General features: G+C 52.0%; 8 protein-coding genes. All 8 read left to right on the forward strand.

The annotated features are described in order from the left end of the window. Nucleotides 1-24 precede the first annotated feature (24 nt). The 8 genes from MKY59_RS14410 to MKY59_RS14445 all read left to right on the forward strand — a co-directional run bounded on the left by MKY59_RS14410 (nucleotide 25) and on the right by MKY59_RS14445 (nucleotide 17226). Nucleotides 25-3975 (forward strand): X2-like carbohydrate binding domain-containing protein, encoded by a 3951-nt coding sequence (locus tag MKY59_RS14410; RefSeq protein ID WP_339278136.1) that lies wholly within the window; start codon nucleotides 25-27, stop codon nucleotides 3973-3975. Between the two features lie 443 nt (nucleotides 3976-4418). Further along, on the forward strand, nucleotides 4419-6653 hold the full coding sequence (locus MKY59_RS14415; protein WP_339278137.1) for a helix-turn-helix domain-containing protein: 2235 nt from the start codon (nucleotides 4419-4421) through the stop codon (nucleotides 6651-6653). A 325-nt stretch (nucleotides 6654-6978) separates the two neighbouring features. Then, entirely contained in the window at nucleotides 6979-7863 is an 885-nt protein-coding gene (locus tag MKY59_RS14420) for an ABC transporter permease subunit (RefSeq protein ID WP_236414349.1), read from the forward strand. A gap of 15 nt (nucleotides 7864-7878) precedes the next feature. Further along, complete coding sequence (locus MKY59_RS14425; protein WP_339278138.1) at nucleotides 7879-8778, forward strand: carbohydrate ABC transporter permease; 900 nt, start codon at nucleotides 7879-7881, stop codon at nucleotides 8776-8778. Between the two features lie 35 nt (nucleotides 8779-8813). Beyond that, on the forward strand, nucleotides 8814-10460 hold the full coding sequence (locus MKY59_RS14430) for an extracellular solute-binding protein (RefSeq protein ID WP_236413942.1): 1647 nt from the start codon (nucleotides 8814-8816) through the stop codon (nucleotides 10458-10460). A gap of 150 nt (nucleotides 10461-10610) precedes the next feature. Further along, the gene (locus MKY59_RS14435; RefSeq protein ID WP_339278139.1) at nucleotides 10611-12944 is read left to right on the forward strand and encodes a glycoside hydrolase family 95 protein; all 2334 of its coding nucleotides are present in this window, start codon (nucleotides 10611-10613) and stop codon (nucleotides 12942-12944) included. A gap of 279 nt (nucleotides 12945-13223) precedes the next feature. Then, nucleotides 13224-15998 (forward strand): family 78 glycoside hydrolase catalytic domain, encoded by a 2775-nt coding sequence (locus tag MKY59_RS14440; protein WP_339278394.1) that lies wholly within the window; start codon nucleotides 13224-13226, stop codon nucleotides 15996-15998. Nucleotides 15999-16026: 28 nt separating this feature from the next. Next, nucleotides 16027-17226, forward strand: coding sequence for an MFS transporter (locus MKY59_RS14445; protein ID WP_339278140.1), 1200 nt, complete (start codon nucleotides 16027-16029; stop codon nucleotides 17224-17226). Nucleotides 17227-17301 lie beyond the last annotated feature (75 nt).

Consider the following 17301-nt stretch of genomic DNA (forward strand, 5'->3'; position numbering starts at 1 on the left):
ATTTCATTTACAGAGGAGGTAGGAATGAATTTGAAACGAATGGGGAACAGGTTGGCGACGGGGCTGTTGGTGCTAATCATGACGGCAGTGCAATTCGGCTTTATTGGAACGACACGCAACGTGGCTGAGGCGGCGGATGCCAGTTTGGCCGAGAAACCGTACATGGGCTGGAGCAGTTACAGCATGCAAGTGTATGAGCCCTCCGGTCAGTGGACATCCGCAGAGAGCATTAAGAAGCAATCCGATGCCATGCGTGAGAAACTGCAAGCCCACGGCTATGAATACATCAACATCGATGCAGGCTGGAATGGAGACATGGATGAATACGGGAGGCCCATTCCGAGCGAAAAGCTGTATCCGAACGGGTTTCAGGAAGTGATCGATTACGTGCACAACAATGGACAGAAGATCGGTATCTATCTGATCCCTGGATTGTCCATCGATGCGTATAACCAGAATCTCGAAATTTACGGAACGGATGGCGCCTGCCGCATGCAGGATATCGTGTACCAACCATTAACCGTAATGGATTATTGGAATTCTTATACGTACAAGATCGACTTTTCGAATCCGTGTTCCCAGAAATACGTGGATTCCATTGCGGATATGTTAGGTGAATGGGGAATCAACTTCGTCAAGTTCGACAGCGTAACTCCGGGATCGGGGATAAACAACCTGAGCCGGGATGCGCGCGGGGACGTAGAAGCGTGGTCGAAGGCGCTGGCGCGGCATGACATCTGGTTCGAGCTTTCCTGGGCGTTGGACCATAATTACGTAGACTTTTGGAAAAAGCACGCCAATGGATGGCGCATCGATTGGGACGTCGAGGCATACGACAGCAGCGTAGGGCTGACGCAATGGGCGAATATCGCCCGCTTGTTCCCGATCGCGGCATTGTGGTGGCGGGATGCGGGGCCCGGAGGATGGAACGACTTCGATTCCTTGAATGTCGGCAATGGTTCCATGGATGGACTCACGAAGGACGAGCGCAAAACGGCCATGACGTTCTGGGCGATTTCCTCTGCGCCATTGTATACGGGAAATGATTTGACCAGACTGGACAGCTATGGCTTGGAGCTGTTGACGAATGACGAGGTCATTGCCGTCAATCAGGCGGGCCGCCCGGCTCATCCCGTATCGATGGATACCAAGCAGCAGGTATGGTACGCCAACAACGGGGATGGAACATACAGCGTAGCCTTGTTTAACCTGGCTAACCGGAGCGCCGAGGTCAACGTCAAATGGAGCGATATCGGGTTGGAAGGTCCCGCTTCGGTTCGCGATCTGTGGAGCCATTCGGAGCTGGGCACCTTCAACGAGGGCTTCAGCGGAGGTTTGTTGGAACCCCATGCTTCGCGAATGCTGAAAGTGACGGCGCTAAGCGGCACGTCGACGGTGAACAACGATGACACAGGCATGCGGTATCACGGCGAATGGAAGCGCAACGGGGGCAAAGAACAATCCGAAGGCACGCAGGACCTGTCCCTTACAATTCAAGACTCTGCAACCGCTGGTTCGGAATCCGCGATTGCAGATTTGCCTGAAGGCGCAAATGCGACGAACGATGAACCCGCCGCCGTATTGGAAGACAAGGCTGCCGTAACCGATGTAGTTTACGTTAACGATGACAGCAGTGACATTCAATACACGGGAACATGGAGCCACAATTCGGGGCGTGGTTTGGGCGACCATAACGATGATGTGCATTTTACGGAAAAGAACGGCGATTATTTCGAATACACGTTTACGGGTACGGGGATTGAGCTGCTGATGGAAAAGCATGGGGAACAAGGGGACATGATCATCACGCTTGATGGCGGGGAGCCAGAGAAGGTGAGTGCATATACCGACGGAGACCGGGAAGTACAGCAGATCCTGTACAGCAAACGGGATTTGCCTAATGGCACACATACTCTAAAGGCTGTGAAAGATTCCGGGCAGTACATGCTCCTGGATGCACTTACAGTAACCAAGGAAGTGCCGACAGGCGAGCAGGACAGTACGATTCAACCGACCGTCACCAACTTCGACAAAGCGGTGGAACAGCAGAAGGATATCTCGATTACGCTGAACTTGAACGGCAATACCTTCGTAGGTGTCGAACGAGACGGCGTTCTTCTGGGCGAGAATGATGTTGAGGTGGCTGAAAACACGCTGACTATCAAGAAAGCATATCTTGCGCAGCTTCCCGTGGGCACAACGACGCTGAGCGTCACTTTTAGCAGCGGCAGCCCACAGGTCCTGACGGTGAAGGTCAGCGATACGACAGGCGTGCGCTTCGTGACGATCAACAACGATGACCCGGCCATCAAATATAACGGGAACTGGAACCGCAGCACGGGTAGAGGGTTTGGCGACTACAAGGACGATGTGCACTATGCCGAGCAGAACGGCGAATATTTTGAATACGAGTTCAGAGGAACGGGCATTCAATTGTTCACGGAAGTCGACCCGTCACAGGGGGACATGGATATCTACGTGGACGGCGAGTTTAAGGAAACGGTCAGCGCGTACCGCACCGATCGACTGGCACAACAGAACCTCTACAGCATCTCGGGTCTGACGAACGGATTGCACACGCTGAAGGCAGTGAAGAAATCGGGACGCTTCATGCTGCTTGACATGCTTAAGGTGGAGATTCCGAATAGCATCCAACCGGTAAGCGCCGTGTTTGACAAAGCGGAAGCCGCTCAGGCAGACATCGAAGTGAGGCTGCTGCAGGAGCCGGCAAGTTTCAGCAAAATCAAAAACGGGTCCAGTGAGTTGGTGAAAGGAACCGACTATGAAGTTTCAGGCGATCTGATCACCTTGAAAAAATCATATCTTGCCGCTCAGCCGCTCGGTACGTTAAACCTCACCTTTGTCTTTAGCGGCGACTACCTCAATGATGTGCACTATTCGGCAGAGAACGGCGATTATTTTGAATATGTCTTCAAAGGCACCGGCATTCGCATGATTACGCCGACCGGTCCGGAACAGGGAGAGGTCGACATTTACGTTGACGGACAATGGGTTCAAACGGTAGACGCATACAGCGCAGGCCGTAAAAACATGCAGGAGATATTCAGCGTATCCGGATTAACAGCAGGGGCGCATACGCTCAAGGCCGTCAAGAAATCCGGGGAACTGATGTTCACGGATCAGTTGAAATTCACGATTGCGTCTGGCAACGAGGGGCCTACGAACCCGACAAACCCGACAAACCCAACAAACCCAACAAACCCAACAAACCCGACCAATCCGACAAACCCATCGGGTTCATCTGTACCATCCGGCCCAAGCGGACCGTCAACGGCTGCACCTACTCCGGGAACAGGCACCCATGAGGAAACCGCAGGCAGCACGGATCAGGAGCTTCTTCGTCATCGGGCTTATATCCATGGCTATGCCGACGGATGGTTCAGACCGAATCGCCAGATTACCCGTGCGGAAATGGCGAGCATTTTGGCCAAGGTTTACGATCAAGAAGCAGCAGAAACCAATGCTGCATTCAGCGACGTACCTTCCGACCATTGGGGAGCGGAGGCGATTGCCAAGGTTGCCAAAACGGGACTGATGAAAGGATACAAGGACGGTACGTTCAAGCCGGATCAACCGTTAACCCGCGCAGAAATGGCCATCCTTGCTGTTGCTGCAGCCGCGTCGAAATCACCGGTGTCAGGAAGCGGATTTACCGATATCCGCGGCCACTGGGCAGAAGAGGCGATCCTCGCGGCGCAAGGCGCAGGCATGTTGAATGGCTACAAAGATGGAACATTCCGTCCCAAAGCGCTGTTGACGCGAGCCGAAGCCGTTGCTGTGATCAATCGTGCGCTGGGCAGAGGGCCGTTATCCGGCATTTCGCAGCAAAGATGGGGCGATGTTCCGGCTTCGCATTGGGCTTTCGGAGATATTGAGGAGGCATCGACCGATCATGCGGCGAAGCCAGGTGCAACAGGCGGAGAACAATGGGTGGATGAAACGCAGCAAAAATAGAAAGCGGAATAAACCGCAAAACAAACACACGTTAACGGAGAGGCAGAAGCAATTTGGAGAAGCGAAGCGTTCGCCTTTATCACCGGATTTTCCCCTTAGAAAAGGGGGATCAAAAAATCTGGGGATAACAGCGATCGGAAGATGGTACTGTACTCGCAGTGCCCTAGTGTGATGATTAGTGCGATTTATAGAGATTGTCTTTGGGGACCACGCGGTGGTCCCTTTTTTCTGAATAAAGGAAGTGGGCGCAGGTCAATCCATATGTCGCAGGAGATGCAGTCGTATAGAGGGGGAGCATCATGGAAAAAAACATTGGATGAAACGCGAAAGTGGTATAATCTGTGTTTATGATAACGCTACCAACATCTCTGCAAGGGGAGGGTCTACCCATTAGAAATTCCAGCGTGTTTCGGAAGTTTTTAATTTCCTACGTGATCATTTTGGTGATTCCCAGCATCGGCGGATATATGTCCTATTTGACCTCCATATCCGTTACCCGGTCGATCTCCATCGAAAACGGGGTTACCCAACTCCAGAAGGGCCAAGACATTTTGGAGCGCCGCATGGCTGAGGTGGAGGCGTTCACCAGACAGCTTGCGGTCAATCGGGAATTGAACGTGCTCATGAACGAACGGGACAACGAAACCAATGTGTACGGCATTTGGAGAACGATGGAGAACGTGCTTTCGTTTGGCCGCAGCAACGATTTTTTGCAAAATTATTATATTTACCTCGCGAACTACAATCTGATTCTGACGCCGGGTTCGTCATACAGGCCGAATCATTATTATGCCGATTTCCATTATAACGACCTGTCATTGGAGGAATGGACAAAGGACATATTGGATACCCACCACCGCAGCGAAATCAAGCCGCTCAGCCCGTTTATGACGAGAGGCCAGCAAACGTCGGTCATCACGTACATGCAGTCGTTGCCGTTGGACAGCTTTAACGATTCATCGCCGGCGGTCGCCGTCGTTTTGATTGACGAAAAGCTGATTACGGGCCTGCTGTCCGGCATGACGGAGCGGTACGGCGGTTGGGTTCGGATCAGCGATTCGCAGGGAAAAACCATTGCGTTAAAGGGAAGCGAAGAAGCGGAGATGGCCAACATGTCCCTTGATCCGAAGTTCGACCCGAGCAAGGCCAGCCAGTTTTATGGGGACGATCTGGTCATTACCACGCAATCCAAAACCAACGGGTGGGTGTACCAAGCGGGAATCCCGCGCGACCTGCTGCTCGAGAATGCCAACAAAATCAAGAAAACGAGCATGCTCATCACCGGCGGCACGCTGCTTATCGGACTTGTGGTGGGGTTAGTGCTGGCTTACCGCCACAGCGTACCCATCAACCGGCTGCTGAGCGTCATGAAAGAACAATTCGGGAAGGATGAGCGCTCGTCCAGAAACGAGTTCGACTTTCTGAGCGGGAATATCGCCGACATGATTACGAAAAACAAGCAGCTCGAATCCGAGCTGAACCGCCAGCTTCCGCTGGTGAGGGATGCATTCCTGAAAAGGATGTTCTCCGGCGAATTCAAATCCAGGGAGGAGATTCACTCCGCTTCGGAGCAAGCGGGAGTTCGTTTGCGGCAAAGTACGGGGTATGCAGGCATCGTCCAGATTAAAGGCTATGGCAGCATGGACAATGTCGAGATCCTGAATGAGCTGAACGCATCCCGTCTGCTGCTGAAACAGGCGATGGCGGATCTTGGCACCGATGCCTTGATGACGGATTGGGATTCGGACAAAGTCGCCATCCTGTTTTTCTCTGCCGAGGAGGATGAAGAATCAGATCGTGCCGTGAACGAGATCACGCATACGATGGAGAATCTGGCGGAATACCTCTTTAATGAATATCGAATAACCATCCAGTCGGGCTTTGGTCAGCTTTTTGCCTCCTTGACCGAAGTGAGCCTTTCCTTCGAACAAGCCCATCAAGCGCTGGAATATGCCATCCACACGAATCGAAAGGGCATGGTTTGGAACAACGAAGCCCATATCGAACATACGACCTATTATTATCCGTTGGATTCCGAGCAGCGCCTGATCACGACGATTCGGGCCGGAGAGCTGGAAGCAGCCGAGCGGATCGTTGAGGGCATCATCGCGCAAAACATGCAGCAGCGGGAGCTGTCCATCGAAATGAAGCATCAGCTGATCGGTGAGATGAAGGGAACATTCATCAAACTGCTGGATCAGAAAGTATTCACCGAATACGACGCTGCCGAGGATATTAAACGGCTTGTTATCGATATCTCGCTTTCAGAGCCGCTGGAAAGCATCAAAACCACCTTGTTTGCAATCATGAAAGAGCTGTGCGGATTCATTGCCAACAAAAAGAAAGACGTCCACGGCCAAATCGTCAAGCAAATCAAAGCATACACGGCCGAAATGTATTCGGATACCGAACTTACACTGTACAGAGTTGCCGAACATGTCGAACGTCCGGAGAAGTATATTTCGCAATTGTTCAAGGAATATACAGGCATCAATTTCTCCGATTATTTGATCAAGGTCCGCATGGATCAAGCGATGGTTCTGTTAAATGAGAGCAAATACACGGTGGACGAAATTGCGTCCAGAGTCGGATACAACAGCTCGCACTCCTTCAGGCGTGCCTTTAAAAGACTGAATGGCATATCTCCAAGCGTGTACAGACAATCGGGTGGCGGTTAAACGCTGCGGGTTCTTGAACCGGCTTTGGCATGTATGGGATAGAGCGGCCTTTTTAGGGGCAGATGTACCGGTGCAAACGGAAAAATGGCCGTTCTGGCGCTGTTTTGTGCCCTTGATCACAGGATAACTGTACGCCGAACGGCGCAATTGTACCTGTTTATGGGATGGCCGTTTCCTCTATGATCAATTTGTGGAAAGCGCTATCATTTTCCTGTTCCACAGACTGTCGTTAGGGGGGGTTGTTCTGAAGGAAGAAGTCACCGTAAATCGCAGGTCATTGCCGCAGAGAGCAGAAACGAGCTTTTGGATCGATGCCCGCAAAAAAATGAAGAAACACTGGCAATTGCATCTGCTGGTTATTCCGCCCTTGCTGTTTTTTCTCATATTCAAGTATTACCCGATGATCAATACGGTCCTTGCCTTCAAGGACTACAACGTCATCAAAGGAATATGGGGAAGTCCGTGGGTTGGATTCCAACATTTCCGACTCTTTTTCGAAAATCCGTTATTCTGGACACTGGTCAAGAACACGATCTTGCTCAGCGGGTATTTGCTGCTGGCCGGATTTCCGATCCCCATCCTATTGGCACTGATGATCAATGAAGTGAGGGGGACGAAGTTCAAAAAATTCGTGCAGCTCGTCTCGTTCGCTCCCTATTTCATTTCAACAGTGGTGATGGTTTCCATCATCATGCTGTTTCTGGCGCCACGGCTCGGATTTGCCAACATTGCCCTTCATTTCTTCGGGCTTGAATCGGTCAATTTCCTTGGCGAACCCGGCATGTTCCGTTCGATCTACGTGTGGTCCGACATTTGGCAGACTGCGGGTTATAGTGCCGTCATTTATTTGGCTGCGCTCGCCGGCATCGATCCGACGCTCTACGAAGCGGCCAAAGTCGACGGTGCCTCGCGGTTTCAAAAAATCCGCCACGTCGACCTGCCGGGAATTGTGCCGACCATCGTAATCATTCTGATCCTCAATGTAGGCAATGTCATGGCCATCGGCTTCGAGAAGGTGTACCTGCTGCAAAATCCGCTCAATCTTGCTAACTCGGAAATCATCGCAACTTATGTTTACCGGATCGGCCTGCTGAACGCCAACTATAGCTTTGCGACGGCAGTCGGCCTGTTCAACTCGCTGATCAATCTCGTTTTGCTGCTGACCGTGAACGGTTTGGCCAAAAAAGCGACCAACCACAGCATCTGGTAGGAAAGGAGGCTCCCCATGGCAGTACCCGTGCAGAAACGGATTCGAGAATCCGCCGCCGACAGGACATTCCTGATTGCGATTTACATCGTGCTCAGTCTTGTCGCGTTGGCCGTCATCTATCCGCTCATTTTCATTATCAGCAGTTCGTTCAGCAGCCCGGCAGCCGTCACGTCCGGTCGTGTATGGTTATGGCCGGTCGACGTTTCGCTCAGTGGATATAAAGCCTTGCTCCACACGCCCGAAATTTTGACGGGCTATGGGAATTCGATCTTTTATACCACAGCAGGAACCATCATCAGCGTGGTGCTGACCATCATGATCGCCTACCCGCTATCGCGGAGAAGCTTCTTTGGCCGAAATGCTTTGATGATGGTCATTACCTTTACGATGATCTTCAGCGGCGGTTTGATTCCGACGTACATGGTCGTCAAGCAGCTCCATCTGATCGATACCCGCTGGGCGCTTCTGATCCCGAATGCGATCTGGGTCTGGCAGGTCATCATCGCCCGTTCGTTCTTCAAATCCTCCATTCCCGAGGAGCTGCTGGAAGCGAGCGAAATGGACGGCTGCAGCGACATGCGCTTCATATGGAGCATCGTGCTTCCTTTATCCAAACCGATCATTGCGGTTCTGGTCCTCATGTATGCGGTAGGGCAGTGGAATGCGTATTTCGATGCTCTGATTTATCTGAAATCGGCGGATTTGTTCCCATTGCAGCTCATCCTGCGCAGCATCATCATTCAGAACAACAGCGCAGGGGCGATGGATGCAGCGAAAATGGTGGAGCGGCAGCAGCTGGCCGAACTGCTGAAATATGCTTTGATCGTAGTTGCCACGCTGCCCGTGCTGGTTATTTATCCGTTCGTGCAGCGCCATTTCGTACAGGGAATGCTGGTCGGTTCCGTTAAGGGATAATTCCGGCAGTCAAAAACTAAAGGGAGTGATCGGATTTGAAAAAAGGCCTCATCATGATGCTTATGCTGTTGATGCTGTTCACGCTTGCGCTGAGTGGATGTTCAAGCGATAATGCTTCCGCACCGGAGTCCGGGGGATCGTCAACGGGGAATGGTCCGGTGAATATTAGCGTATTTTCCGTGCAGGAATCCGGGATCGACATTCCGACCAACCAATTCACGAAATTCGTGGAAGACAAATTCAACATCAAATTCAACTGGCAGATCAATCCGTCTGACGGAGCCAAGGAAAAACGGCAAATCTCGCTGGCGAGCGGCGACTACCCCGATGCTTATCTGCTGACGCATTACATCGACCAATTTTCACAAGCAGACCTTCTGAAATACGGCAAACAAGGGGTTTTGGTGCCTCTGAACGATCTGATCGACAAGTATGCACCCAATATCAAAGCCGCGATGGAAAGCAACGAGAACCTGAGAACGTTGAACACCGCGCCGGATGGCAATATTTATGGTCTGGTTGCCTATACCGAGTGTTTCCACTGCTCGTATTCAAGCAAGATGTGGATCAATACCGAGTGGTTGAAGAAGCTGAACCTGGAGATGCCCAAGACGACGGAAGAATTCAAAAACGTATTGAAAGCGTTCAAAACGCAGGACCCGAACGGCAACGGCAAAGCGGATGAAGTGCCGCTCAGCGGTTCGATCGAGGAATTCGGCGTACGCGTCGTTCCGTTTCTCATGAACGCCTTTGTATACGACGATGACCGGAATTACCTGCAAATGTCCGGAGGCAAGGTGCAATCCGCGGCGATCACGCCCGAGTGGAAAGAAGGCTTGACGTACATCAAGTCTTTGTTCGATGAAGGATTGATCGATCCGGGTGCGTTTACGCAGAATGCCGAAGCGTTCAAAAAAATCGGGGAAAACGCGGATGCCGAAATTTTGGGCGCAGGCGCGGGCATGCATCCGGCGATCTTCGTGAACATCGATCCGGGCAACACACGATCGGCTCATTACAATGCTGTGCCACCGATTACAGGTCCTCATGGCGTGTCCTATGCGACGCATGACGGAGGAGGCGTGCAGCCTGGAGCCAAATTCGTCATCACGAACAAAGCCAGCGAAGAAGCGCAGATCGCCTTGATCAAAATGGTGGACTATATGTTCACTCCCGAAGGCCAGACGAACGGGGCTAGCGGCTTGAAAGGGATCGACTGGACCGATCCCGGAGAGGGAGACGTCGCACTGGGCAAGGATTCCAAGGCGGTCGTCAAACTGATCCCGATGGCCGAGGGAGAGGCACCGCGGAATGCAGGCTGGAGCGGCATGGCTCACTTCTACATGCCGAAAGAATATCGTGACACGTTTGTGCAAGGAACCGATATTTACGCATCCGACGGTTACGAACGCAGACTTTACGATGCAACGCTGCTGTATGAAGGACATGAACCGAAAGAGCTGTTCCCGATCTGGTCGGTCTGGATCGATCCGGCCGAGATCGATGAGGCCAGCTTGCTGCAAACCAACATCAAAAATTACATCGAACAAAATACGCTCCAGTTCATTACGGGCAACAAGGATCTGGACAAAGACTGGGACGCATACGTCAAAGGATTGCAGGATCTGAAGCTGGACCGTTATCTCGAGATTTTGCAAAAGGCGTATGAGGCTTCCAAGTAATTTGGGATAAAGCCGGTACACTCGGGTGCTGCCGCAAAAAGGGCACCTGAGTGTGCTTTGTCTATGAACAGGAGGCCGTTTGTTCGGTTCGGCACATTCATAGCACTGGACGAGGGGCTTACGAAGCGATTTCTCTGATGGGAGGACGAAATGGACGATTTCAAATTATGGTACTCTACCCCTGCGGTTACGTGGGCTCAAGGTCTGCCGTTGGGCAATGGAAGAATCGGTGCGGTGGTTATGGCCGATGTGCATCGCGAGGTGTGGAGCATGAGCGAGCTTACGTACTGGTCCGGCCAAGCGGACGCGGACTCCGCGTTTGCTTCAACGGGAGGCAGAGCAGCGCTGGATGAGATGAGGCATCATTTTTTCTCCGGCAATATCGATGAAGGCGATCGTTTGGCCAAGCAGCATCTGCAGCCGCCAAAGCGGAATTACGGCACAAATCTTGGATTGTGCGAAGTGGTGATCGAATTCAGCGATACCGACGTGGACAGCTATGAATATGCAAGCTTCAGGCGGGAACTCGATCTAGGCGAAGCGATAGCAAAGGCAGAGTGGGTGAGTAAGGGCACTACGTTGTATCGCGAGGTTTTTGCCACACATGCGGATGACCTTGTCGCCTCAAGAGTGTGGGGCAACGTCTCGGGAAACGTATCGTTTACCCTTTGGCTGGAAGGAAGTACGGAGTCGTTTCAGGCGATCGCCATTGATGACAGTACGCTGGGTTTCAACGGACAGGCAACAGAAACCGTGCATAGCGACGGGACTTGCGGCGTATGGGCCGAAGGCTGCGTAAAGGTAGTTGTTTCAGGCGGCACGGTGAGTGAGCAAAATGGGCGAATGACGGTAATGGGTGCAGATGAGGCAATCATCTATTTTACGGTCAGCACAGACTACCGCCGTATAGGTTCCGATTGGAAAAAGGAGAGCCGTTTCACGCTGGATCAGGCGCTGAGGAAAGGATATGCGCGTTTGCGACAGGACCATATCGACGATTACGCCGAGCCATTCGGCAAGGTGCGCATTCAGCTGGACGGCCCGGTGCATGCCGACCTGCCTACCGACCAACGCATCCGGTCACTGGCGCAGGACGGGGATGACGACCCGCAGCTGTTTGCATTGTTCCTGCAATACGGCCGTTATTTGACCATTGCGGGCTCACGCAGTGATTCCCCGCTGCCGATGCATCTCCAAGGGGCTTGGAATGACGGCGAGGCATGCCGCATGGGTTGGAGCTGCGATTATCATCTGGATATCAATACCCAGATGAATTATTACCCGACGGAGATCGCGAATCTGGGGGAAAGCCTCCTTCCTTTGTTCAAATATATCGAAGACTTGGCGGAGGCAGGCCGATCGACGGCTCGACAATTATACGGCAGCGACGGCTGGGTGGCCCATGTTTTCTCCAATGTGTGGGGCTTCACGCTTCCCGGCTGGGAAACGTCATGGGGGCTGAATGTTACGGGGGGATTGTGGCTCGCATCCCACTTGATCGAGCACTATGAGTACCATCAGGATCGCGAATTTCTGGAAAGCACGGCCTATCCGGTGCTAAAGGAAGCGGCCGTTTTTTTCCTGGATTATATGACAGTCCATCCGAAATATGGCTGGCTGGTGACAGGCCCGTCGAACTCCCCGGAAAATCATTTCTATGCCGATAATGCCGGATGTACCGTTCACCAGTTGTCTATGGGGCCAACGATGGACCAGATGCTGGTGCGCGAGTTATTCGAGTTTTGCCTGACAGCGGCGAAGCTGCTGAATCGGGATGAAGGGCTTAGAACAAGGCTGGAGGAAGCCGTCGCCATCTTGCCGCCGCTGCAAATCGGCCGGAAAGGTCAGCTTCAGGAGTGGTTGGAGGATTATGAAGAAGCACAGCCGGAGCATCGGCATTTGTCGCACATGGTTGCCTTGTATCCGCGGAACCGAATCACGCCTGAGCGGACACCGGAGCTGAGCAAGGCAGCGCGTGTGACGCTGGAGAACCGGATGTCCCAGGAAGAATTGGAGGATGTCGAATTTACGGCCGCCTTGTTCGGTCTGTGCTTTGCCAGGCTGCATGACGGTGAGACGGCATACAGACATATCCGCCATTTAATAAGCGGACTTTGCTTTGATAACCTGCTAACCTATTCGAAGTCGGGGATCGCGGGGGCGGAGAGCAACATATTTGTCATTGACGGGAATATGGGAGGCACCGCTGCCATTGCGGAAATGCTGCTGCAGGGCGATCAAGGAGAGATCCGTTTGTTGCCTGCGCTGCCGCAAGCATGGAGCACGGGAACCGTATCCGGTCTTCGGGTCAAAGGCAATGCCGAGGTGGATATGACTTGGGAGAGCGGCAAGCTAGCGTCGGCAACCATTCGCACATTATCGACAGGAACGTTTACCGTGTGTACGCAAGAGTTTAAAACGACGTTTCAGGCTGAAGCGGGTGGAAGAACTCATTTCAACGATAGACTGGAACGGGTCGAATAACGATATGAGCCTGCAGCCCGTCATGCGTTTTGATTCATGGTTGGAATGATGTTCACGATCAGAAGGAATACAACCGTTCTTTAAGCCGTTCATAAGCCGCCTTGGAGCGGCTTTTTCTGTTGTTTCTTGCTTAGATTAACTTGAGTAAACTGCCTGCCCAACCATCAACACCTGTAAATCAAGCACTCAACATGAAAGAATCCAACATTGACGCTCCTTCCTTGGAAGCGTTTTAATTATAGTAGTTACGCAAGAGGATCAAGGGGAGGTCATCATATGATGCTGAAAGTGAAAACGCTTCGATGCGAACATTTCAACAATCCGATTGGGCTGGGGTGCCCGAAGCCGCGGTTAAGCTGGCACATCGAATCCGACAGCATGCATGTCACGCAGAAACGGGTCCAACTGCAGGTCGCTTTGAATGCGGCATTCGATTCGCTGATCTGGAACCATTTCGCTTACTCGGAGCAATCCGTTCTTGTTCCATACGAAGGGCCGCCGTTGGAATCGGGCCAACGATATTATTATCGGGTCAAAGTATGGGCCCAAGGGGCAGGGGATGCGGAGCCGCAAGAGTCCGCGTGGAGCGAGCCGGCATTTTGGGAAATGGGGCTGCTGCATGAACAGGATTGGAAAGCGCAATGGATCACTGTCCAGAAGCGAAGCATCCACGAAGGCTTTCAGGCGCGGGCACCATTTGCGACCACCAAAACTTTCTCGGTAGAGGGCAAGGTTAGCAAAGCCGTTATTTATGCGACCTGCCTCGGATTGTATGAATTACAGTTGAATGGGCAAAGAGTAGGCGAGGCCTACTTCACCCCGGGATGGACGGATTATAACGATCGCATACAGGTACAAACCTATGACGTCACCGATCTTATTGGCGAGCAGCATAATTCCATTACAGCAACGGTGGGTGAAGGCTGGTACAGCGGTTATCTAGGATGGCAAAAGCGCAAGGACACGTATGGGGATACCAATGCCTTACTGCTGCAAATGAAAATTAGCTATGAAGACGGCCGTACCGAGCTGATCTGCTCCGATGCCACTTGGGAAGAAACGGGCTCCGCCATTCTGATGTCGGACATCTATAACGGCGAAATTTATGATGCAAGGCTTGCGTTGCCGAAAGACGGAAATCCAACCGTGAACGAACGCAAAATGATGAAAGTCATGCCGTTTCCTTTGAGCCATCTGGTTGCCCAGGAGAACGAACCCGTGCGGATCATGAATCGTCTCCGACCGGTTGAACTCATTCGAACGCCCAAAGGGGAGCTTGTGCTGAACTTGGGGCAAAACATGGTGGGATGGCTGGAATTCAAAGTCAAAGCACCAAGGGGCACGATCTTGAATCTGGTTCACGGCGAGGTGTTGGATCGGGACGGAAACTTTTACCGGGATAATATTCGGGATGCGGCACAGCAGATTACGTACATCTGCAGCGGAAATGGCACGGAAACGTATCGGCCGCATTTTACGTTCCAGGGCTTTCAGTACGTGAAGCTTGAAGGTTTTCCGGACGGGATCACGATTGAAGATTTCACCGGCGTTGTACTGCATTCGGGCATGGAGCCGATCGGTACGTTCGAAACGTCCGATCCCAAGCTCAATCAGCTGCAGCATAACATCGTTTGGGGACAGAAGGGGAACTTTCTGGATGTGCCGACCGATTGCCCGCAGCGTGATGAACGGTTAGGCTGGACCGGTGATGCGCAGATTTTTGCGAGAACGGCCAGTTTCAATATGAATGCGGCTTCTTTTTTTCGCAAATGGCTGAAAGATTTGGCTTACAACCAGATGGAAGACGGGGCGGTTCCTTTTGTCGTTCCGGACGTACTTAAAGGGACATTTGCGGATAACACAGGGAGAACGACAGCGGCTTGGGGAGATGCAGCCGTCATTTGCCCGTGGACGATCTATCAGTGTTATGGCGACAAGCAAATTTTGGCTCAGCAATACGAGAGCATGAAGGCTTGGGTCGACTACGTACGAGCACAAGGAAACGAAGAATGTCTATGGGATACCGGACTGCAGCTCGGAGACTGGCTGGCATTGGACAGCGAGGAAGGAAGTTATTTCGGGGCAACGGACGGAACGTTGGTCGCCACGGCCTACTTTGCGTATTCAACGCAGATCGTCGCGCAAACGGCCAAACTGCTCAACCGTTATACCGACTATAAAACCTACCAGTCTTTGCACGAAGGCATCAAAGCGGCATTTGCCGCCCGATACTTTAACGAGGCAGGCCAGCTCACCTCCAAAACACAGACTGCACAGGTCATCGCCCTGCACTTTGATTTGGTGCCAGAAGAGCATAAAAAGCAAGTCATCCAGGAACTCGTTCGGCTCATTGAACAGAAAAACATGCATCTGGATACCGGTTTTGTCGGCACACCATATCTTTGCCTGGTTTTATCCGACAATGGCTATGCGGATGTAGCCTATACATTATTGTTCCAAAACGATTACCCTTCATGGCTCTATCAAGTTGAACGGGGAGCAACGACCATGTGGGAGCATTGGGACAGCATCAGAGAGGACGGATCGTTCTGGAGTACGGCGATGAATTCGTTTAACCACTATTCATATGGTTCGATCGGCGATTTCATGTATCGCAGCATTGCGGGAATCGATCTGTTGGAGGCGGGTTACAAAAAATCGCGAATCGCCCCCAAACCCCCGGTTAATCTGACGTCGGCACGCGGCAAACTGGAAACGCCATATGGAGCCCTTGAGGTCCAATGGCAAATCGTGGAAGGGAAAATGCTGCTTGAAGTGAATATCCCGCACAATACAACAGCCGTAATTACGCTGCCAGGCGTAAAGGAACCGGATGTATTGCAGCGGACCATTGCCGCGCAGTATCCTTCGATTGCGAATCCGCCAGTTAACATTCCGCCGGAATTGGCCGGGAAAATGGGGATAGAGGGGAACGCGGAGGTGTTCCAACACAATGGAGAGAACGGATTGACATTTACAGCAGGTTCAGGACAGTACACGTTCCAGTATAAATACGAGCCGGCTCTTGCCCCCGTGCATGCATCCAGAAGATAAATCGCGTAAACTAGAGGAGAGACTTGTCATGAAGACGAAAAATCGCATTTTATTCAAAACCGCCCTGCTGTCCATTTCCTTGGTCTTGACGTCAGCGAGTGCCATTTCGGCCATTATTCCGATGATGCTGAACCAGTTATCGGACGTATCCAGTTCCCTGATCGAAAGCGTAGTCACGATCCCTTCCTTCTCCATGATGCTGTTTGTGCTGCTGAGCGGCCCGATTTCTTCAAGGTTGGGCAAGAAAAATACGGTAATGCTTGGGCTCCTGCTGGTGCTGGCCGGGGGAATCCTGCCGATGTTCACAACAAATATCACTTGGATTCTCGCGTTACGACTGGTACTCGGCGCCGGGCTTGGCATATTCAACTCGCTTGCCGTCAGCTTGATCAGCGACTTTTTCGAGGGAGACGAACGGGCCCAGCTGGTGGGATTCCAAAGCGCCGTTCAAGGGCTGGGAAGCAGCCTCGCTACCTTTGTAGCCGGACAGCTTGCCTTGATCGATTGGCAGTATGCTTTCTTATGTTATGCCATTGCGCTGCCTATTGCGTTGCTGTTTTTCCTTGTCGTACCTGAACCAAAGCGCGCCGAGCCTGTTTCACAGACTCCAGCAGAAACGGGCACCAAAAGCCGTGGAGTATCGATGCCCGTGCTTGGACTGAGTGCCGCATTGTTCCTGTTTATGACGTTTATCATGATCGTGTACACCAAAACGGGCATTATGATTAGCGAGAAAAGCATGTCGAATGCCGGATTTTTGGGGACCGCATTCACATTGTTTTCCTTGTCGTCCATGGTCGCCGGGTTCTTGTTTGGCAAAATATATACATGGTTCAGAAGTTACGCCCCGTTTATTTCAAGCTTGTTGACGGCAGCAGGTTTTGTGCTGTTGTGGGTTTCCCAGAGCGTAACCATGGTGACGATCGCTATGCTGATCATTGGATTCAGCTTTGCGTTGTTCATCCCTTATATCTTTACGACGCTGACCAAAATCGTGCCCAAAGGCAGCGAAACGATTTCCATATCAATTGCGATGGTAGGCTCCAATTTGGGAGCGTTTGCTTCACCTTACGTCATCAACGCAGTCGGCACGATGTTTGGCAATGATACTGCATCATTCGCATTTCTCGTATCTGCCGTCGTGTTCACGGTTGCTGCGGTGATCTGTCTGGGAATTGCCGTCAAAGGAAAGGCAAATCGAGATCAGGCAGCCGTGCTGGGCGGGTAACGGTTTCTCACTGAAAGTAGTATCCATCCACGGGCAGTCCGCTGCCCGCTTCTCCATGATCTAAGCAAAGAGGGG

Origin of the sequence: Paenibacillus sp. FSL W8-0426 (assembly GCF_037969725.1) — a bacterium.
GTDB lineage: Bacteria > Bacillota > Bacilli > Paenibacillales > Paenibacillaceae > Paenibacillus > Paenibacillus hubeiensis.

Coding starts and splice junctions, on each gene's coding strand:
- MKY59_RS14440 (WP_339278394.1), top strand. CDS start 13,224: ATGCTGAAAGTGAAAACGCTTCGATGCGAACATTTCAACAATCCGATT.
- MKY59_RS14445 (WP_339278140.1), top strand. CDS start 16,027: ATGAAGACGAAAAATCGCATTTTATTCAAAACCGCCCTGCTGTCCATT.
- MKY59_RS14420 (WP_236414349.1), top strand. CDS start 6,979: ATGAAGAAACACTGGCAATTGCATCTGCTGGTTATTCCGCCCTTGCTG.
- MKY59_RS14425 (WP_339278138.1), top strand. CDS start 7,879: ATGGCAGTACCCGTGCAGAAACGGATTCGAGAATCCGCCGCCGACAGG.
- MKY59_RS14410 (WP_339278136.1), top strand. CDS start 25: ATGAATTTGAAACGAATGGGGAACAGGTTGGCGACGGGGCTGTTGGTG.
- MKY59_RS14435 (WP_339278139.1), top strand. CDS start 10,611: ATGGACGATTTCAAATTATGGTACTCTACCCCTGCGGTTACGTGGGCT.